Genomic DNA, 19,353 nt, shown 5'->3' on the forward strand with positions numbered 1-19,353 from the left:
TTGTATTGATCGTTTTCGTGCGCTGTTTCTCTCGATCCTGCTGCTGAGCTGCCTTGCTGTGCCGGCGCTGGCTGGTCCGTTCGAGGATTCGGTCGCCAAATTCGCCAATGACGAGTTCTCCGACACCGAGGCTGCGATCGGTGAGGTCGCCGCGTCGGGCAATGCGCTGGCCTCGCCCATCATCAGCGCGCTGCAGGACGGCCGGCTCTCGGCCGATCCCGACAGCAAGAAGGTCTTCATCACGCGGACCGACGGCAAGATTGTCGACGCCGCCACGGGTGCTGCCGTCGACAAGCTGCCCGACAACGCCGCCGCCGTCCGCCTCAACAACCGCCTGCGCCGCACCGTGGAGGCTGCGCTCGGCGGCCTGACGCTGCTGTCGCCGGATCCGGCCAAACGCCTCGCCGCCGCGCAGTCGGTGTTCAAGAGCCACGAGGAGAATTTGCTGCCGACGGTGGAGGCTGCGCTCGCCAAGGAGAACGTCAAGTCGGTCAAGCAGGCCTTCGCCGAGGCGCGCGCCGCCATCATCCTGTTCAAGTCGGACGCATCCGACAGCGACAAGCTCGACGCCGTCGCCGTGGTCAAGGCGCGCGGCGATCAGGAGGCGCTGGCGCTGCTCACCGGCCTCGGCGCCGACCAGCCGCCGCTGGTCGCCAACGCGGCCGCAAGCGCGGTGTCCTCGATCCAGAGCAATCTGGCGATGTGGTCGATGGTGCAGAATGCCTGGTACGGCCTGTCGCTCGGCTCGGTGCTGCTGCTCGCCGCGATCGGGCTTGCCATCACCTTCGGCGTGATGGGCGTCATCAACATGGCGCATGGCGAGATGGTGATGCTCGGGGCCTACACCACCTTCGTGGTGCAGGAGGTGATCCGCAGCCGCTATCCTGCGCTGTTCGACTATTCGCTGCTGATCGCGGTGCCGCTCGCCTTCCTGGTCGCCGGCTTAATCGGTGTCGTGATCGAGCGCACCATCATCCGCTTCCTCTATGGCCGTCCGCTGGAGACGCTGCTCGCGACCTGGGGCCTGTCGCTGGTGTTGCAGCAGGCGGTGCGCACCGCGTTCGGCCCGACCAACCGCGAGGTCGGCAACCCCTCCTGGATGAGCGGTGCCTTTGAGCTCGGCCAGATCACCATCACCTATAACCGGCTGTGGATCCTCTGCTTCACGCTCGCGGTGTTTGCCATCCTGCTGGCGATGCTGCGCTACACCGCGCTTGGCCTGGAGATGCGCGCGGTGACCCAGAACCGCCGCATGGCGGCCTCGATGGGGATCGCCACCTCGCGCGTCGACGCGCTGACCTTCGGCCTCGGCTCGGGGATCGCCGGCATTGCCGGCGTGGCGCTGTCGCAGATCGACAATGTCAGCCCGAATCTCGGCCAGAGCTACATCATCGACAGCTTCATGGTCGTGGTGTTCGGCGGCGTCGGCAATCTCTGGGGCACGCTGGTCGGCGCCTTCACGCTCGGCATCGCCAACAAGTTCCTCGAGCCTGTCGCGGGCGCGGTGCTCGGCAAGATCGCGATCCTGGTGCTGATCATCCTGTTCATCCAGAAGCGGCCGCGCGGCCTGTTCGCGCTCAAGGGTCGGGCGGTGGAAGCATGACGCCGCACATCCTCACCCGTTCGCTCGACCGCGCGGCGACCGCGTTCGTCCTGATCGTCGCCGCGATCGGCGTGCTGATCCCGCTATCGAACCTGCTGCTGCCGCAGGGCTCGATGTTCCAGGTGCCGACCTATCTGGTCGCGCTGTGGGGCAAATATGTCTGCTACGCCATCCTCGCGCTCTCGATCGATCTGATCTGGGGCTATTGCGGCATCCTCTCGCTCGGCCACGGTGCGTTCTTCGCGCTGGGCGGCTACGCGATGGGGATGTACCTGATGCGCCAGATCGGCAGCCGCGGCGTCTACGGCAATCCGATCCTGCCCGACTTCATGGTGTTCCTGAACTGGAGCAAGCTGCCCTGGTACTGGTACGGCTTCGACCAGTTCTGGTTCGCCGCACTGATGGTGCTGCTGGTGCCGGGTCTGCTCGCCTTCTGCTTCGGCTGGCTCGCCTTCCGCTCGCGCGTCACCGGCGTGTATTTGTCGATCATCACGCAGGCGATGACCTATGCGCTGCTGCTGGCGTTCTTCCGCAACGATTTCGGCTTCGGCGGCAATAACGGGCTGACCGACTTCAAGGACATCATCGGCTTCAACGTGCAGGCCGAAGGCACCCGCGCGGCGCTGCTCCTGCTGAGCTGCCTTGCGCTGATCATCGCGTTCCTGATCTGCCGCGCGATCGTGACCTCGAAGCTCGGCAAGGTCCTGATCGCAGTGCGTGACGCCGAAAGCCGGACCCGTTTCCTTGGCTATCGTGTCGAATCCTACAAGCTGTTCGTGTTCACGCTGTCGGCCTGCATGGCCGGCGTCGCCGGTGCGCTGTACGTGCCGCAGGTCGGCATCATCAATCCGAGCGAGTTCGCGCCCGCCAACTCGATCGAGGCGGTGATCTGGGTCGCGGTCGGCGGCCGCGGCACGCTGATCGGCGCGGCGCTCGGCGCCGTCGTCGTCAACTATGCCAAGACGTTCTTCACCTCGGGGCCGCTTGCACCGTACTGGCTGTTCATGCTGGGCGCGCTGTTCATCCTGGTCACGCTGCTGTTGCCCAAGGGCATCGTCGGTACCTTCAACGCCTGGTGGGAGCCGCTGAAAGCGCGGCGCAACTCACCCGACGCCGAGAGTGCCGCGCGCGAAGACGGCATCGGCGCACCGAACCCGGCGGAGTAGGCAGATGAACGTCATGGACACCCGCGCCACCTCGGCCATGCTCTACCTCGACGGCGTGCATGTCTCGTTCGACGGCTTCCACGCCATCAACAATCTGTCGCTGGCGCTCGAACCCGGCGAGATGCGGGCCATCATCGGCCCGAACGGCGCCGGCAAGACCACGATGATGGACATCATCACCGGCAAGACCAAGCCGGACGAGGGCACCGTGCTGTTCGACGGCACCGTCGACCTGACCCGCCTCGACGAGACCCGTATCGCCGAGCTCGGCATCGGCCGCAAATTCCAGAAGCCGACGGTGTTCGAGAGCCAGACCGTGCAGGACAATCTCCTGCTCGCGCTCAATGTCGATCATTCCGTGCGCGGCACGCTGTTCTGGCGCGGCAGCAAGGCCGAGTCCGAGCGCATCGACAAGGTGCTCGAGACCATCCGCCTGACCGATGCGCGCAACCGCCTCGCCGGCAGCCTGTCGCACGGCCAGAAGCAGTGGCTCGAGATCGGCATGTTGCTGGCGCAGGACCCGAAGGTGCTGCTGGTCGACGAGCCGGTCGCCGGCATGACCGATGTCGAGACCCATCTGACCGCGGAGCTCCTGAAGGAGATCAACAGGAATCACACCATCATGGTGGTCGAGCATGACATGACCTTCGTGCGCGAGCTCGGCGTCAAGGTGACCTGCCTGCATGAGGGCTCGGTGCTCGCCGAAGGTTCGATCGACCAGGTGTCGTCGAACGAGCGGGTGGTCGAAGTGTATCTGGGGCGCTAGCGCGATGCTGAAGATCGACAACATCAATCTCTATTACGGTGCGGCGCAGGCGCTGCGCGGCGTGTCGCTGACCGCCGAGCCGGGCAAGGTCACCTGTGTGCTCGGCCGCAACGGCGTCGGCAAGACTTCGCTGCTCCGCGCCATGGTCGGCCAGTATCCGATCGCTTCCGGCACGATCAATTTCGACGGCAAGGACATCACCGCGCTAAAGCCCTATGAGCGGGCGCGGCGCGGCATCGGCTTCGTGCCGCAGGGCCGCGAGATCTTTCCGCTGCTGACGGTGGAAGAGAACCTCAAGACCGGCTTCGGTCCGCTCAAGCGCGAAGACCGCAACATTCCCAACGACGTGTTCTCGCTGTTTCCGGTGTTGGAGACCATGCTGGGCCGCCGCGGCGGCGACCTTTCCGGCGGCCAGCAGCAGCAGCTTGCGATCGGCCGCGCGCTGGTGATGCGGCCAAAGCTCCTGCTGCTCGACGAGCCGACCGAGGGCATCCAGCCCTCGATCATCAAGGATATCGGCCGCGCCATCTCCTATCTGCGCAATCTCGGCAACATCGCCATCGTGCTGGTCGAACAATATCTCGACTTTGCCTGCGAACTCGGCGACAGTTTTGCCGTGATGGACCGGGGTGCGGTGAAATATGCCTGCGACCGCGCAAGCCTCGATCCCGCCGAGATCAGCCGCCAGATGGCGCTGTGAACAGGATGTGACGCCGCCTGTCGTGGCGCGCGAAGGGAGCGTCGGGGGAATGCGGACCGGGATCGCAGGCGCGGCAGCGGCGACGTTTGCGGCAAACCGCGCCCAGGGTGCGGTCCGGTTCGGCGTGCATCTGAAAGACGGCGCCACCCGCCGCGGCGACCTGCATGAGTCCGGCTCGCTGCGCGTCCGCTTCCCATCGCCGGAGGACGACGGTCTCTCGGCCATGTTCGTCAACACCGCCGGCGGCATTGCCGGCGGGGATCGCTTCGAGATCGCGGTCGCGGCCGGCGAGGGCGCGCGTTTGACGCTGACCACCGCGGCGGCTGAGAAAGTCTACCGTGCACCGGCAGCGGCGGCACGGCTCGACATCGCGCTGACCGTTGCCGCAGGCGCGCATCTCGCCTGGCTGCCGCAGGAAACCATCCTGTTCGACCGTGCCCGCATTCACCGCGGCTTCGACATCGACCTTGCCGAGGGTGCCTCGCTCCTGCTCTGCGAGATCGTGGTGTTCGGCCGCGCCGCGATGGGCGAGACCATGCGCCACGGCGAGTTCGTCGACCGCTGGCGGATGCGCCGTGGCGGCAAGCTGGTGTTCGCCGAGACCGTCAGGCTCGACGGCGAGATCGGCGAGAAGCTCGCGCGACCCGCGATCGCGGGCGGCGGCTGCGCGATCGGCACGGCGCTGATCGTGCCGGGTGACGAAGCCTTGGTCGAGCGCATCCGCGAGGCGTCGGAAAGCTTCGGCGGCGAGGTCGGCATCTCCGCCTGGAATGGCTTTGCAATGGCCCGCTTCTGTGCCCAAGATGCGGCCCGGCTGCGCGCTGACATGATGACGGTGCTCGGCCGCGCCTCCACTGTCCCGCTGCCGCGGCTTTGGCTCAACTAATCCTTTCAACGCTTTCAGAGTGCTCGCATGAATTTGTCTCCCCGCGAAAAGGACAAGCTCCTGGTTTCGATGGCGGCCACGGTGGCGCGGCGCCGGCTCGAGCGCGGCGTCAAGCTGAACCATCCCGAAGCCGTCGCGTTGATCACCGACTTCATCGTCGAGGGCGCGCGCGACGGCCGCACCGTCGCCGAGCTGATGCAGGCCGGCGCCAAGGTCCTGACCCGCGCGCAGGTGATGGATGGCATCCCGGAGATGATCCACGACATCCAGGTCGAGGCGACATTCCCCGACGGCACCAAGCTCGTCACCGTGCACGAGCCGATCCGATAGCCACGAGCGTCATTCCGGGGCGGCCGAAGGCAGAACCCGGAATCCAGAGATTGTTGATCGAGATTCCGGATTCACGCTTCGCGTGCCCCGGAATGACAGGAGAGACGAATGATCCCCGGCGAACTCTTCATCAAGGACGGCGAGATCGAGCTCAATGCCGGCCGCAAGACCGTGACGCTCTCGGTCGCCAACACCGGCGATCGTCCGATCCAGGTCGGCTCGCATTACCACTTCTTCGAGACCAACCCGGCGCTGAAATTCGACCGCAAGAAAGCCCGCGGCATGCGCCTCGACATCGCCGCCGGCACCGCCGTCCGCTTCGAACCCGGCCAGACCCGCGACGTCCAGCTCGTCGCACTCGCCGGCAAGCGCGTGATCTACGGCTTTCGCGCCGAGGTGAAGGGGAAGCTGTAGCGCCATGCTTCCCGCTGTCCGCATGGTCTCCGAAGCTGCCGAGCTTGCCGCGCACCGTCATAACGGGATGGCGCGCAAGGGGCGGGGGAGTGAGCCTTACATCAACCATCTCGCCGAGGTCGCGAATCTGCTCGCGCAGGTCACTAACGGCACCGATGCCGAACTGGTGGCTGCCGGCTGGCTGCACGACACCATCGAGGACACCGAGACCACGCGCGAGGAGCTCGCGCAGAAGTTCAGCGCGCGCGTTGCCGATCTCGTTGTCGAGTGCACCGATGACATGAGCCTGCCAAAGCCTGCCCGCCGGCAAAAGCAGATCGAGGATGCTCCGCACAAATCTCCCGGTGCAAAGCTGATCAAGATCGCCGACAAGATCAGCAATATCGGCGCGCGGATCGTGCCGCATCCGAGCAAGGACGAGCGCGATGATCTCGCCGACTATGCGGCCTGGGCCGACAAGGTCGTTGCCGGTTGCCGGGGCATCAATCCGCGGCTCGACCGCATTTTCGACGACACGATTGCGCGTGCCAAGGCCGCGCTGACTGAAACTGGGGGCTGACATGTCCGTGAAGATCAAGCGTTCCGTCTATGCCGACATGTTCGGCCCGACCACCGGCGACAGGGTTAGGCTTGCCGACACCGATCTGATCATCGAGGTCGAGAAGGATCTCACCACCTATGGCGAGGAGGTGAAGTTCGGCGGCGGCAAGGTGATCCGCGACGGCATGGGGCAGTCGCAGGTGACCAACGCGCAAGGCGCCGCGGATACTGTCATCACCAACGCGCTGATCGTCGATCACTGGGGAATCGTGAAGGCCGACGTCGCGATCAAGGAGGGCATGATCGCGGCGATCGGCAAGGCCGGCAATCCCGACATCCAGCCCAACGTCACCATCGTGATCGGTCCCGGTACCGACGTGATCGCGGGCGAGGGCAAGATCCTCACCGCCGGCGGTTTCGACAGCCACATCCATTTCATCTGCCCGCAGCAGATCGAGCACGCGCTGATGTCTGGCGTCACCTCGATGCTCGGCGGCGGCACCGGTCCGTCGCACGGCACCTTCGCCACCACCTGCACGCCTGGCCCTTGGCACATGGGGCGGATGATCCAGTCGTTCGACGCCTTCCCGGTCAACCTCGGCATCTCCGGCAAGGGCAACGCCTCGCGTCCGGCGGCGCTGGTCGAGATGATCAAGGGCGGCGCCTGCGCGCTGAAGCTGCATGAGGACTGGGGTACCACGCCGTCGGCGATCGACACCTGTCTCTCGGTTGCCGACGACTACGACGTCCAGGTGATGCTGCATTCGGACACGCTGAACGAATCCGGCTTCGTCGAGGATACGGTGAAGGCGTTCAAGGGCCGCACCATCCATGCCTTCCACACCGAGGGCGCCGGCGGCGGCCATGCACCGGATATCATCAAGATTGCCGGGCTGAAGAACGTGCTGCCGTCCTCGACCAATCCGACCCGGCCGTTCACCCGCAACACCATCGACGAGCATCTCGACATGCTGATGGTGTGCCATCACCTCGATCCGTCGATCGCCGAAGACCTTGCCTTCGCCGAGAGCCGGATCCGCAAGGAGACCATCGCCGCCGAGGACATCCTGCACGACCTCGGCGCGCTCTCGATGATGTCGTCGGACTCGCAGGCGATGGGCCGGCTCGGCGAGGTCATCATCCGCACCTGGCAGACCGCCGACAAGATGAAGAAGCAACGTGGGTCGCTGCCGCAGGACAAGGGCAACGACAACGACAATTTCCGCGTCAAGCGCTACATCGCCAAATACACCATCAACCCCGCGATCGCGCACGGCGTGTCGAAGCTGATCGGTTCGGTCGAGAAGGGCAAGCTCGCCGACCTCGTGCTGTGGTCGCCGGCGTTCTTCGGCGTCAAGCCGGACTGCATCATCAAGAGCGGCTCGATCGTGGCGGCGCCGATGGGGGACCCCAACGCCTCGATCCCGACGCCGCAGCCGGTGCATTACCAGCCGATGTTCGCCGCCTTCGGCAAGTCGCTCACCGCGTCCTCGGTGGTGTTCACCTCGAAGGCGGCGGTCACCGGCGGCCTTGCCCGCAAGCTCGGGATAGCCAAGAAGCTCTACGCGGTACAGAACACCCGCGGCAAGATCTCCAAGAAGAGCATGATCCACAACGACGCGACGCCCGAGATCGAGGTCGATCCGGAGACCTATGAGGTACGCGCAGACGGCGAGCTGCTGACCTGCGCGCCGGCCGAGGTGCTGCCCATGGCACAGCGCTATTTTATGTTCTAAAACCCATCCCGGTAACCAGAGCGTTTTCGAGCGAAGTGGATTTCCGGTTCGCGGAAAGAAAACGCGTCAAAACAAGACTCAAGCCAAAACAGAAAACCGGGAGGAACTTCCGTGATTTACGTCGTTGCTACGCTGACCATCAAGCCCGAGACCCGCGCCGAATTCATTGCTGCGGCGACGGCCTGCATCAAGGAAACCCGCAAGGAGCCCGGCAACATCGCTTACGATTTGCATGAGAGCGTCACCGACCACAGCAAGATGGTGTTCGTCGAGCAGTGGGAGAACGCGGAGGCGCTGGTGCCACATCGCACCGCCGAGCACATGAAGACGTTCGGCCGGGTCGCGGTGAAATGCATGGCCGCGCCGCCGAAGATCGAGGTGATCACGCCCGAGAAGGTCGACGTCCGCTAACGAGAAAAAGAAGGGAGATAATCCATGATCTATGTCATCGCCACCACGCCGATGAAGCCGGAGAACAAGGACGACTTCATCAAGGGGCACAAGGCCTGCACGGTCGAGACCCGCAAGGAGAAGGGTTGCATCTCCTATGACGGCAATGTCAGCGTCAACGATCCCAACCTCTATGTGGTGGTCGAGCGCTGGGAGAGCCGCGAGGATCTCAACGGCCATGCCAGGGCGCCGCACATGAAGGTATGGCGCGAATATTCCGCTAACATGAAGACCGGGCCGACGGTGATCGAGATCATCAGCGACGCCAAGGTCGAGAAGCTCTGAGGCATCGATGATCCGCGCCACCAAAGTCCTGGGACAGCACCGCTGGAAGGAAGCGCCAGCCGATACCGTCGTGCTAGATTTCGACGACCGGCATCGGCGGCGGATGGTGATGTCAGGGACGCGCGGGCTCGAATTTCTGCTCGATCTCGAAAACGCCGTCGCGCTGCGCGGCGGCGATGCGCTGGTGCTGGAGGACGGCCGCCTCGTCGAGGTGGTCGCAGCTCCCGAGCCGCTGGTGGAAATCCGGGGCAGCGATCCGCATCATCTGATCCGGGTCGCCTGGCATCTCGGCAACCGTCATCTGCCGACGCAGATCATGCCGAAGGGATTGCGCATCCGCAGGGATCACGTGATCGAGGCGATGGTGAAGGGGTTAGGGGCCCGTGTCATCGAGATCGAGGCACCGTTCGATCCCGAGGGCGGCGCCTATGCCGAGCATGCGCATGCCGACGCGCACGCGCATGGTCACACCGGGCACGATCATGCCCACAGCCATGCGCATGATCACGGTCACCACCACGGCCATGATCACGGGCCTGACCATGATCACGACCATCATCATGATGAGCATTGCGAGCAAGCTCATCATCACCACGATCACTCCCATGCTCATGACCACAAATGAGCCTGATCCCGCCGCGCTGCGCGGCGGGATGGCGGAGGACGAGGCGGCCGCGCTGTACCGGCTGATGACATGGCTGTCGCCGTCCTTTCCGGTGGGGGCGTTCGCCTATTCCAGCGGCATCGAATGGGCGGTCGAGGCCGGCGACATCACGGATGCCGCGTCGCTGCGCGGCTGGCTCGCCGCGATGCTTTCCGACGGCAGCGGATTTTGCGACGCTGTGTTTCTCGCGCAGAGTTTTCGTGCGGCGTTGCAGCCCAATCATGCCGGGCTGGAGCAGGTCGCCGAGCTTGCCGCGGCCTTCGTGCCGTCGCGCGAGCGGCAGCTCGAGACCACGACGCAGGGGCGCGCCTTCATCGAGATCGCCCGTGCCGCGTGGAATTCGCCCGGCCTCGACGCGATGATTGCGGCTTGCAACGGCCCTGTCGTCTACCCCGTCGCGGTCGGCATCGTCAGCGCTGCACACGGCATTCGGCTTGCGCCGGCGCTGCACGCCTTCCTGCAGGCAGTGACCTCGAACTGGATTTCCGCGGGCAGCCGGCTGATCCCGCTCGGGCAGACCGACAGTCAGCGCGTGTTGGCCGGTCTCGAGCTGGTCGTTGCTGCGACCGCGGCGCGGGCCAATGCGGCCTCGCTCGACGATCTCGGCGGCGCGACCTTTCGCGCCGATCTCGCAAGCCTGCGTCACGAGACGCAATACACGAGGCTGTTCCGGTCATGATGCATCTTCCGCTGTCGTCCCTGCGAAAGCAGGGACCCATAACCACAGGGGGTGGTTGTTGCGGATGGTGTCGGCCACTGGACCCGGTTGAGGGATCACGCGGTATGGGTCCCGGCTTTCGCCGGGACGACAATAGAGGGACTTGTTGATATGCCCACTTCCCACGGCCCACTTCGTGTCGGCGTCGGCGGCCCGGTCGGCTCCGGCAAGACCGCGCTGATGGACCTGCTCTGCAAGTCGATGCGCGAGCGCTACGACATCGCCGCGATCACCAACGACATCTACACCAAATGGGATGCCGAGTTTCTGGTGCGCTCCGGTTCGCTGACGCCGGACCGCATCGCCGGTGTCGAGACCGGCGGCTGTCCGCATACTGCGATCCGCGAGGACGCTTCGATGAATCTCGCCGCGGTTGCCGACATGCGGGCAAAATTCCCCGACCTCGATCTGGTGCTGATCGAATCCGGCGGCGACAATCTGGCGGCGACCTTCTCGCCGGAATTGGCCGATCTGACGATCTACGTCATCGACGTTGCCGCCGGCGACAAGATCCCCTCCAAGGGCGGCCCCGGCATCACGCGATCCGACCTCCTGGTGATCAACAAGATCGATCTCGCACCCCATGTCGGTGCGTCACTCGAGAAGATGGACACCGACGCCAGGCGGATGCGCGGCGAGCGGCCCTTCGTGATGACCAACCTGAAGAAGAGCGACGGCCTCGATCGCATCATCAGCTTCATCGAGACCAAGGGCGGCCTTCGGTCGCAGGGCAAGGTCAAGGCGGGTTAGGCGTTAATCATTGTGGCGGTGCGAACCCTTATCCCGTCATCCCCGCGCAAAGGCTTCGCCTTTATCGCTGGAGGCGCGAGCAGAGCGAGCCTCGAAGGATGAACGGCCACCGGTGGGCCGTTCATCCTTCGAGACGCGCTGCAGGATGACGGTGAGGCACTTGGCTGGATGTCGCTGGCCGCCGCAAAAAAGCTGCGCAATCGCCGGAACAATTTCCAACTTTGCCGATTAGCAACCTTTGGCGCCGCCAAAGACCGCCGGGTGGCGTCGTCGTTAATGCTGCCGACCGGCTCCTGTTGCGGACCGATGATTGCTATTCCATATTCCTTTGCGGCGGGCCTTCATCGCATCCTGATTTGTCGCCGCCCTTGCAGAAGCCAGATGACTTCCGTCCCCTTTCGCCACCCCCTGATTGCCGAGTAAGCGTGTGGTTCGACTGGGCTTCATCGTTGCCTTGATTGCGCTGATCGGAGTTCTGCTCTCCGGTCTTGCCGCCTATCGGGTGCACGATCAGGAGCTCGCGATCGACGGCATCGCGCTGGCGCGGGCGATCGACGTCCATGCCAGCCTGGTGCAGGACCGCCTGACCGAGCGCGAGCTGCTGGCGCGGGTCGCCTCCGGGCTGTTCCGGGCGCCGTCGATGGTGAAGGCCAACATGCTGCAGCCGCTGCGCTCGGCGATCTACGCCTTCAAGACCGATTTCGTCGTCGCCGCCTGGATCGCGCGGCTCAAGCCGGACGAGCTCGCCGCGGCGGAGGCCGAGCTGAAGGCCAACGGCTTCACCAATCCGACGATCCGGGATTTCGACGACCAGGCGCTCGACCTCAAGGCGCTCGACAAGCCGATCAACGTGCTGATGGACGTCGAGCCGCGCAATCCGGAGACCTTGAGCATTCCGGGCCGCGCCTTCGACCGCCACTCAGTGGTGGGCCCGATGCTGGCGCGGGCGATGGCCAACGCCAAGCCTGTGGCCTCCGACCCGGTGCCGCTGTTGCGGCAGAACGGCCCGGTCGGGGTCGTGCTCGCCGCGCCGGTGTTCCAGGAGGGCGCATCCGAGCCGGCCGGCTTCATCACCTTCTCCTATGAGCTGTCGTCGCTGATGCTGACCAACGACGATAGCTCGCTATTCGCGGTGGCGTTGAAGGATCCGCGCGACTCCAACGACGAGTTCACCGCCAACGAGCAGGGCATCGTCACCTCGCGCGCGGTGCGCCAGGACGGCCCGCTGCCGTCGATGGTGCGCACGGTGACGTTCGGCGGCCGTGACTGGTCGCTCGACTATTACGCCAAGAGCAACGCCACGGTGCGTGCGCAGCAGACCGCGACCATCGTCGCGGCGATCGGCCTCGCGCTGACCGGCATCATCTGCGGCCTGTTCGGCTATGTCGCCTATAACAATTTGCGCCTCAGCCGCGAGATCGAGGTCCGCATCGGATTCGAGCGCCGGTTGACCGCCGTGATCGACGAGCTCAACCATCGCGTCAAGAACATCCTCGCGGTGATCCAGTCGATCGTGACCCGCACGCTGCGGCACGGCGCCGATATCGATGTCGCGCGCGAGCTCTTGATCGGGCGCATCCACGCGATGTCGAACGTCGTCACGCTGCTCAGCGAGAGCCAGTGGCAGGGCGTCAAGCTGAAGGGCCTGTTCGAATCGCGCGCGATCCCGCATGCCGACCGGATCGCGGTGAACGGTCCCGACATCACGGTCAGCGCCCGCGCCGCCCAATCGCTGTCGCTGCTGTTCTTCGAGCTCGCCTCGCATTCCGACGAAGGGCTGTCGCTGGTCGGCAAGCACCCGCACATCGTCGCCAATTGGGAGGTCGTCGGCGAGGATGCGGACTCGGTCTTTCATTTCCGCTGGGAAGAGTTCAACACCAGCCAGGCGACGCGGCGAGCCGACAGTGATTTCGGCCTGATCCTGCTCGACCGCGTCGCGCCCGAGGCGCTCGGCGGCACCGCGAAGCGCTATTTCACCGACGTCTCCTATGTCTATGAACTGACCGCGCCGATGGACACCGTCGTCGACATGACCGAGCGCGACCGCACCGAGCAGTTCTCCGCGCCGCTGCGCCCGGTGAAGAAGTAGCGACTGCCTCAGGTTGTGTGATCGGATCGACGCGCGGATTGATCGAAATCACGCGCGCAAGCATGCGCCGGCGTCATCGTGACCAATGCCCACTATCAGTAATAGACCGCAACCGATTGTTAAAACTTCGTTGAACATGCTTGGGCATATACCGAGCAGGATACCGTCTGAGGACCCCGATGAGGCTTTGGGTCAGCCTGACCTTGCTCGCGGCAGTTTTGCCGGTAGGGCTGTCGCTTGCCTTGACTCCGGCAGCGCCGCCCGGCGACCCTGCGACAATCCGTGCCAGCTATCGGAGGCCGGACGTCGTTCCGTTCCCGAGCAGCAATCCCTATTCGGAGGCGAAATCCGCGCTTGGGCGACTGCTGTTCTTCGATCCGCTGCTGTCGAGGTCAAAGACACACTCCTGCGCGAGTTGCCACAGGCCATCCCTTTCATGGGCCGATGGCCTTCCGCGCGCCATCGGTGAGGATCCCAAGGGCCTGCCGATCCGCTCGCCGACATTGATCGATGTGGCCTTCTTCGAGCCGCTGGGATGGGACGGTAAGTTCAGGGATCTGGAATCCGTTGCGTTCGGGCCGATCCTCAGTCCGGCGAACCTGAACATGACCGAGCCGGAATTGATTGCGCGACTTTCGGCGATCCCCGGCTATGTCGATGCCTTCGCCCACGCATTCGGAGACGGCGCGATCACGCGGCCGAGGATCGAGGCGTCATTGGCGACCTTCGAGCGCTCCATCGTCGCAGGCGAGGCTCCGTTCGACCGTTGGATCAAGGGCGACGACACCGCCATCAGCAAATCAGCCCAGCACGGCTTTGAGCTTTTCAACGGCAAGGCACGTTGCTCGGCTTGCCACAGCGGCCCGTCGTTTTCCGACGGATCCTTCCAGGATATCGGCACCGCCAAGGGCCATGACATCGGGCGCGGCCGTTTCTTTCCGACCTCGGCGAAGCTGAAATATGCGTTCAAGACGCCGACATTGCGCGACGTCGCGCGCCGGGCGCCCTATATGCACGACGGATCGGTGGCAACGCTGGAAGATGTCATCGAGCTTTACAACAAGGGTGGGATCGATCGGCCGAGCCGATCGCCCGACATCAAGCCGCTGTCCCTGACGGCAGACGAGAAGAACGACCTCATCGCCTTCCTGCAAACCCTGACCGCGACGGCCCCGCCGGTGGCAGGCGTCCCCAAACTGCCCCGCTGACCTCGGCTCAACGCGGTTCAGAACGAGGTTCGTTTCAGGACAGGTGCGGCAGCGCCGCGCCCAGGAGGCCGAGCCCCACGATCACGAATGCGCCCGCGCAGGTCTCGAGGGTCGCTGTGCGCGCAGCGGACGATCTTGTCACATAGGCGAGGGCCGACCCCACCCCGATACTTACGACGCTCAACGCTCCGAACACTGTACCGGCCTCCCGATCCGATTTGTCCGGATTTCACTACGACAGTTGAATTGAGCTCCCGTGCCGGAATTAGCTAAAATTTGAGGCAACCGGCTGTAAAGACTGCACTAAGGGACAGGCCGGGGGCTCGCCCGCCAGGATTAACCACGATGCAACCACGGGATGTCCCGGCAGGCGCAAAGCTTAAAATTTGATATAAGTTAAACAAGTCCTTAAGTGTGTGGGCGGTTGGTTCAATGTTTAGTGGATGGGCGCGAGATACCGTCTCGGCGGTGCGCTCCTTTTTCGCCACGTGCCTTGCAGCGGTTCTGTTTTGTGTCGTCGCCGCGCGCAGTGCCGAGGCACATGTCAAATGGTTTTGTGCCTACGATGTCGCCGGCCAGCCCCGCGGACTCGAGAATGTCCTTTGCCTGGATTTCGAACTGCTGCTCGGTGTCGCCATCTTCTGGCTGTTTGCGGGTTGCCTGATCGAGCCCACCTCGCTGGGTGACGCCACGATCCGGGTGATGGACCGCGTCACCGAGGGGCTGCGGCTGCGCACCGAATTGATGATGCGCGCCGTGTGCGGGTTCTTCTTCATCTCGATCTGGGCCGTGGGCGGCATCCTGCTGACGCCCGAGTTGAAGACGACGTCGCCGTATGTCGGCGCGTTGCAGCTTGCGATCGCTGCCGGGATGCTGTCACGACGCACGCTGCCGCTGTCGGCGGCGGGGATGGTGGTCCTGTTCGGGATCGGTGTACGCGACTACGGTGTCTTTCACCTCGCCGATTACCCGATCTTTCTCGGTGTTGCCGCCTATTTTGCGCTGGTTGGGCTGAACAAGGATTTGTTCGGAATCCGGCCGATCGACGTGATGCGCTACGCCGCCGCGGTGACGTTGATGTGGGCCTCGGTCGAAAAATGGGCCTATCCGGAGTGGAGCTTCCCGCTGCTGATCGAGCATTCCGCGATGACGCTGGGCTTCGACAACGAGTTCTACATGCGCGCCGCCGGCATGGTGGAATTCACGCTTGCCTTTGCCTTGATCTGGACGCCGCTGATCCGGCGCTGCGCCGCCACCGTGCTGACGGGGATGTTCATCAGCGCGTGCTTCGAATTCGGCAAGATCGACACGATCGGACACTCGGCGATCATCGCTGTCCTGCTTGCGATTGTCGCCGACAACAAGGTGTTGTCGCGCGACCGTCGTGCGCCGTGGCTCGCCCCGGTCGCGCTCTGTGCCGCGCTGTCGGTGACCTTGTTCGTCTACTATTTCGGCCACGCCGCGATCTTCAAGACGTCGGTCCTGTAGATCGCCGCCTCCTGGGGCGGCTATTTGGCGACGTGGACGGCGAGCTTCATCTTCGGGTGAATGCCGCACAGCACGGTGTAGTCGCCGGGCACCGAGAAGGTGACGTCGAACTTGCTGCCCGGCTGCTGGTCACCCGAGTCGAAGCTGAACGTATCAGTGCTCAAATAAGCGTGATGCAGCAGTTCGCCGTCATCGTTAACGAACCGTAAAACCTCACCCCGCTTGATCGAGATCTGCGCGGGTTTGAATTCACGATCCTTCTGCGAAATGACATAAGGGGCTGCGCCCAAAGCTGCTCCAATAAGCGCTCCAGTGACGATCGCCGCCGCAAACGGCAGGCGGCCGAACTGGCCCAGGCGCAAGGCGCGCAACAAGCCTGACTGCATGAGACCCCCGCTGAACCTCGAACACCAAATATCGGCTATCCCGGGCTGCAAATGTGGCTCCCGGATCACCTGTAAGGGTGATTATCGCCAGCTGATCTTAACGATTTCAGCATGAGTTCCAGTCACTACTAAAGCAATTTTGAGCAGACAGTTATTTTCCGCAGTGCTGCGCGTTTCTGCGTAGCTTGAGTATCGAGCACTACGGCGAAACGCGGGCATGGACAGCCTATTTGGCAACCTCAAGGTAAAGAGCGGTGCGGCCTTTCGGTTCGCAACCGTCCGCCTTTCGCGTCTTGCCCTGACCAAGGGTTCGATCCGCAGCCAGATTCTGATTTTTTGCCTTGCGATGAGCGCCGTTGCGGTCGCCCTCGGCGGGTACTCCATCCTCGGCATCCGCCATGCCGGCGATCTGGTGGCCAAGACGTTCGACGAATCCCTGATGTCGATCAACTATGCACGCGCGGCCGGTGCGGATTTCGCCGCGATGCGGGTCGCCTCGTCGCAACGCCTGCTGACCACGGATCCGGAGATTCGCGCCAATCTCGATGGCCAGATTGAAAAGCTCGCGAAGACGCTCTCGGAAGACCTGGCGATTGCTGCCGATCGGTCGCAATCCTCGCGCGCTGCGCAAGCCGCCGCTAAGGTTCAGGAAGCCGCCGACGCCTGGATGGCGCTGCACCGGCGCGCGATCGGATCGTCCACGGAGGGCAGCGCGGCGGCCGATCCGCGCGCACCGGGTGCGACGGTCGGCGATGTCGATCGCTACTCCAAGATTGTCAGTCAGCAGGTCGAGCTGCTCGTCAATTATACGGCCGGCGATGGCTTCCTGTTCAGGCAAAAGGCGCTCTCGACGATCAAGCGGGACCTGCAGCTCAACGTGGCCGGGCTGACCGTCGCGCTGTTTCTGTCGGCGCTGTTTTCGTGGCTGCTGGCGCGCCGCATTATCGGGCCGGTCGCGATCGCATCGCGGGCCGCGCGAAGCATCGCCGGCGGCGACCTCGACGCGACCATCCCCAAGGGCGGGACCGACGAGCTTGGCACGCTTCTGACCGCAATGGAAACGATGCGCGACAACATCCGGCGGATGGTCAATCAAGAAGTATCGCAACGCCGCTCGGCGCAGGCACGGCTTTCCGATGCGCTCGAAACGTCGCGTGAGGGCGTCGTGCTGCTCGACGCGGATGGCCAGGTCGCGCTGGCCAACTCGCGCGCGAGTGAATTCATCCGTCTCTCGCCGCAGCTCCTGCAGTCGAATCCGCTCGATGCCGCCAGGCTGGCGCCTGCCGACGGTGACATCGATGGCTTTGCGAGCGAGGCGCAGCTTGCGGATGGACGCTGGCTGCGCGTCAGCCGCAGCGAGACGCAGGAGGGCGGCGTCGTCCTCGTCTACAGCGACATCTCCGCGCTGAAGCAGCAGAAGGCCGAGCTGCATGAAACCAATCTGCGGCTCGACGCGGCGCTCACGCACATGTCGCAAGGATTGTGCCTCTATAACAGCGAGGCGCGGCTGCAAGTCGCCAACCGCCGGTTCTGCGAGATCTTCGATATATCGCCGGAGCTTGTCGTTCCCGGAATGACCATGGAGGAGGTGCTCGACCTGAGCATCGCCGCGGGCAATCACGGCGAGCGGACCGTCACCGACCTGCTGGCGGAGCGCGAGCGCTCGATGGCCCTGCACGACGGCAATTATCTGCAGCATCTCAGCGATGGACGGATCATTGCGATCGCGCAACGGCCGACATCCGATGGCGGCTGGCTCGTCACCTGCGAGGACGTCACCGAACAGCAACGGGCGGAATCGCAGATCGCGTTCATGGCCCGGCACGATGCCCTGACCAAGCTGCCGAACCGGACGTTGTTGGCCGAGCGGATCGAGCTGGCGGTTGCGCAGGTCGGCCGCGGGCTCGGCTTCGCGGTGTTCTGCCTCGATCTCGATAATTTCAAGCAGGTCAACGACACGCTCGGGCATCCGGTCGGCGACGAACTGCTGTGCGCGGTCGCGGACCGGCTCAACGCCTGCGTCCGCGAGGTCGACACCGTCGCGCGTTTGGGCGGCGACGAGTTCGCGGTCATCCAGTGTGGCGTCCAGGGCGGCGACGAGGCCGAACGCCTCGCGCGCCGCATCGTGGAATGCGTGGGTGCGCCGTACGAGCTGAACGGGCATCGCGTCGTCGTCGGATGCAGCGTCGGCATCTCGATGTCGCCGGGCGACGGCACCACCGGCGAGAAGCTGCTGAAGAACGCCGACGTCGCCTTGTACCGCGCCAAGATGGAAGGCCGCGGCACCTGGCGCTTCTTCGAGCCTGCGATGGACGCCAGCCTGCAGCGACGTCGGGCGATCGAGCTCGACCTTCGCGAGGCGATGGTCAAGGACGAGTTCTCGTTGTTCTACCAGCCGCTCTACGATCTCCATCTCGACCGCATCTGCGGCTTCGAGGCGCTGCTGCGCTGGCATCACCCCAAGCGCGGGCTGGTGCCGCCGGACCAGTTCATCCCGATCGCGGAAGAGATCGGCCTGATCGGCCCGCTGGGAGAATGGGTGCTCGATCGCGCCTGCGAACAGGCGACGACCTGGCCCAGCGAGATGAAGCTCGCGGTTAACGTATCCGCGGTCCAGTTTCGTGATGCCGACTTCACCGACGTCGTCGTCGGCGCGCTCGCGACGTCAAAATTGTCGCCGCGCCGGCTGGAGCTTGAAATCACCGAGTCCGTGTTCCTCGCGAACAGCAACGAGACGCTTGCAACGCTGCACAAGCTGAAGGCGCAGGGAGTGCGCATCGCGCTGGATGATTTCGGCACCGGCTATTCGTCGCTGAGCTATCTGCGCAGCTTCCCGTTCGACAAGCTCAAGATCGACAAATCCTTCGTGCGCGATGCGACCGCGACGCATGGATCGAAGTCGATCGTCCGCGCCGTCATCAGCCTCGGCAGAAGCCTGGGCATGACCACGATCGCGGAGGGCATCGAGACCGTCGAGCAGCTGGATCATATGCGGGCCGAAGGCTGCAACGAGGCGCAGGGCTTCCTATTCAGTCACCCGGTCCCGGTGACCGAAATCGCAGCCAAGATCCTCGAATTGAGAAACGGCTTCAAGCCGGCGTCCGTCAAGGCGATGGCCAGCTGACGGCGCGCTGAGCGTGGCCTTGCAGGCCAACATGAAAAAAGGCGGCCCGC

Annotated in this window: 20 protein-coding genes; 19 read left to right on the plus strand and 1 reads right to left on the minus strand. The window is 64.3% G+C overall.

The window, feature by feature from the left end; translation table 11 throughout:
* The first annotated feature begins 4 nt into the window (after positions 1-4).
* From urtB to ACZBJS_RS12065, 18 genes are all read left to right on the plus strand, one after another.
* On the plus strand, positions 5-1,603 hold the full coding sequence (gene urtB / locus ACZBJS_RS11980) for an urea ABC transporter permease subunit UrtB (protein ID WP_375167117.1): 1,599 nt from the start codon (positions 5-7) through the stop codon (positions 1,601-1,603).
* Positions 1,600-2,769: an urea ABC transporter permease subunit UrtC gene (gene urtC, locus ACZBJS_RS11985; RefSeq protein WP_463438727.1), complete on the plus strand. Its 1,170-nt coding sequence runs from the start codon at positions 1,600-1,602 to the stop codon at positions 2,767-2,769. Before urtB ends, urtC begins: the two co-directional genes overlap by 4 nt.
* 4 nt (positions 2,770-2,773) lie before the next feature.
* A complete protein-coding gene (urtD, locus tag ACZBJS_RS11990; protein WP_016842654.1) occupies positions 2,774-3,535 on the plus strand; it encodes an urea ABC transporter ATP-binding protein UrtD in 762 nt (253 codons plus the stop codon).
* A 4-nt stretch (positions 3,536-3,539) separates the two neighbouring features.
* A complete protein-coding gene (gene urtE / locus ACZBJS_RS11995; protein WP_057016124.1) occupies positions 3,540-4,235 on the plus strand; it encodes an urea ABC transporter ATP-binding subunit UrtE in 696 nt (231 codons plus the stop codon).
* Between the two features lie 49 nt (positions 4,236-4,284).
* On the plus strand, positions 4,285-5,121 hold the full coding sequence (locus ACZBJS_RS12000) for an urease accessory protein UreD (protein WP_168858006.1): 837 nt from the start codon (positions 4,285-4,287) through the stop codon (positions 5,119-5,121).
* A 27-nt stretch (positions 5,122-5,148) separates the two neighbouring features.
* Entirely contained in the window at positions 5,149-5,451 is a 303-nt protein-coding gene (locus ACZBJS_RS12005; RefSeq protein ID WP_316395954.1) for an urease subunit gamma, read from the plus strand.
* A gap of 108 nt (positions 5,452-5,559) precedes the next feature.
* On the plus strand, positions 5,560-5,865 hold the full coding sequence (locus tag ACZBJS_RS12010) for an urease subunit beta (protein WP_028334688.1): 306 nt from the start codon (positions 5,560-5,562) through the stop codon (positions 5,863-5,865).
* Positions 5,866-5,869: 4 nt separating this feature from the next.
* Positions 5,870-6,424: an HD domain-containing protein gene (locus tag ACZBJS_RS12015; protein WP_057016126.1), complete on the plus strand. Its 555-nt coding sequence runs from the start codon at positions 5,870-5,872 to the stop codon at positions 6,422-6,424.
* 1 nt (position 6,425) lies between these two features.
* A complete protein-coding gene (ureC, locus tag ACZBJS_RS12020; protein ID WP_316395953.1) occupies positions 6,426-8,141 on the plus strand; it encodes an urease subunit alpha in 1,716 nt (571 codons plus the stop codon).
* 111 nt (positions 8,142-8,252) lie between these two features.
* Entirely contained in the window at positions 8,253-8,552 is a 300-nt protein-coding gene (locus ACZBJS_RS12025; protein ID WP_024581875.1) for a putative quinol monooxygenase, read from the plus strand.
* Between the two features lie 24 nt (positions 8,553-8,576).
* Positions 8,577-8,876: a putative quinol monooxygenase gene (locus ACZBJS_RS12030; RefSeq protein WP_028342270.1), complete on the plus strand. Its 300-nt coding sequence runs from the start codon at positions 8,577-8,579 to the stop codon at positions 8,874-8,876.
* Between the two features lie 7 nt (positions 8,877-8,883).
* Positions 8,884-9,501, plus strand: a complete 618-nt coding sequence (locus ACZBJS_RS12035; RefSeq protein ID WP_316395952.1) for an urease accessory protein UreE — start codon at positions 8,884-8,886, stop codon at positions 9,499-9,501.
* Entirely contained in the window at positions 9,482-10,219 is a 738-nt protein-coding gene (locus ACZBJS_RS12040) for an urease accessory protein UreF (protein WP_316395971.1), read from the plus strand. The genes ACZBJS_RS12035 and ACZBJS_RS12040 overlap by 20 nt, the downstream gene beginning before the upstream one ends.
* A 150-nt stretch (positions 10,220-10,369) precedes the next feature.
* On the plus strand, positions 10,370-11,008 hold the full coding sequence (ureG, locus tag ACZBJS_RS12045; RefSeq protein ID WP_028334695.1) for an urease accessory protein UreG: 639 nt from the start codon (positions 10,370-10,372) through the stop codon (positions 11,006-11,008).
* Positions 11,009-11,176: 168 nt separating this feature from the next.
* Positions 11,177-11,431 (plus strand): hypothetical protein, encoded by a 255-nt coding sequence (locus tag ACZBJS_RS12050; protein ID WP_316395951.1) that lies wholly within the window; start codon positions 11,177-11,179, stop codon positions 11,429-11,431.
* Between the two features lie 4 nt (positions 11,432-11,435).
* Positions 11,436-13,097, plus strand: coding sequence for a CHASE domain-containing protein (locus tag ACZBJS_RS12055; protein ID WP_316395950.1), 1,662 nt, complete (start codon positions 11,436-11,438; stop codon positions 13,095-13,097).
* Between the two features lie 179 nt (positions 13,098-13,276).
* Complete coding sequence (locus ACZBJS_RS12060; RefSeq protein ID WP_316395949.1) at positions 13,277-14,305, plus strand: cytochrome-c peroxidase; 1,029 nt, start codon at positions 13,277-13,279, stop codon at positions 14,303-14,305.
* A gap of 504 nt (positions 14,306-14,809) precedes the next feature.
* Entirely contained in the window at positions 14,810-15,793 is a 984-nt protein-coding gene (locus tag ACZBJS_RS12065) for a hypothetical protein (RefSeq protein ID WP_057016179.1), read from the plus strand.
* A 20-nt stretch (positions 15,794-15,813) separates the two neighbouring features.
* On the opposite strand, the gene ACZBJS_RS12070 is transcribed toward ACZBJS_RS12065, so the two are convergent.
* Positions 15,814-16,179 (minus strand): methylamine utilization protein, encoded by a 366-nt coding sequence (locus ACZBJS_RS12070; protein WP_076824951.1) that lies wholly within the window; start codon positions 16,177-16,179, stop codon positions 15,814-15,816.
* A 217-nt stretch (positions 16,180-16,396) separates the two neighbouring features.
* On the opposite strand from ACZBJS_RS12070, the gene ACZBJS_RS12075 reads away from it, so the two are divergent.
* Positions 16,397-19,303: an EAL domain-containing protein gene (locus tag ACZBJS_RS12075; RefSeq protein WP_316395948.1), complete on the plus strand. Its 2,907-nt coding sequence runs from the start codon at positions 16,397-16,399 to the stop codon at positions 19,301-19,303.
* The last annotated feature ends 50 nt before the right edge of the window (positions 19,304-19,353 follow it).

It is taken from the genome of Bradyrhizobium sp. KZN70725, assembly GCF_055264925.1.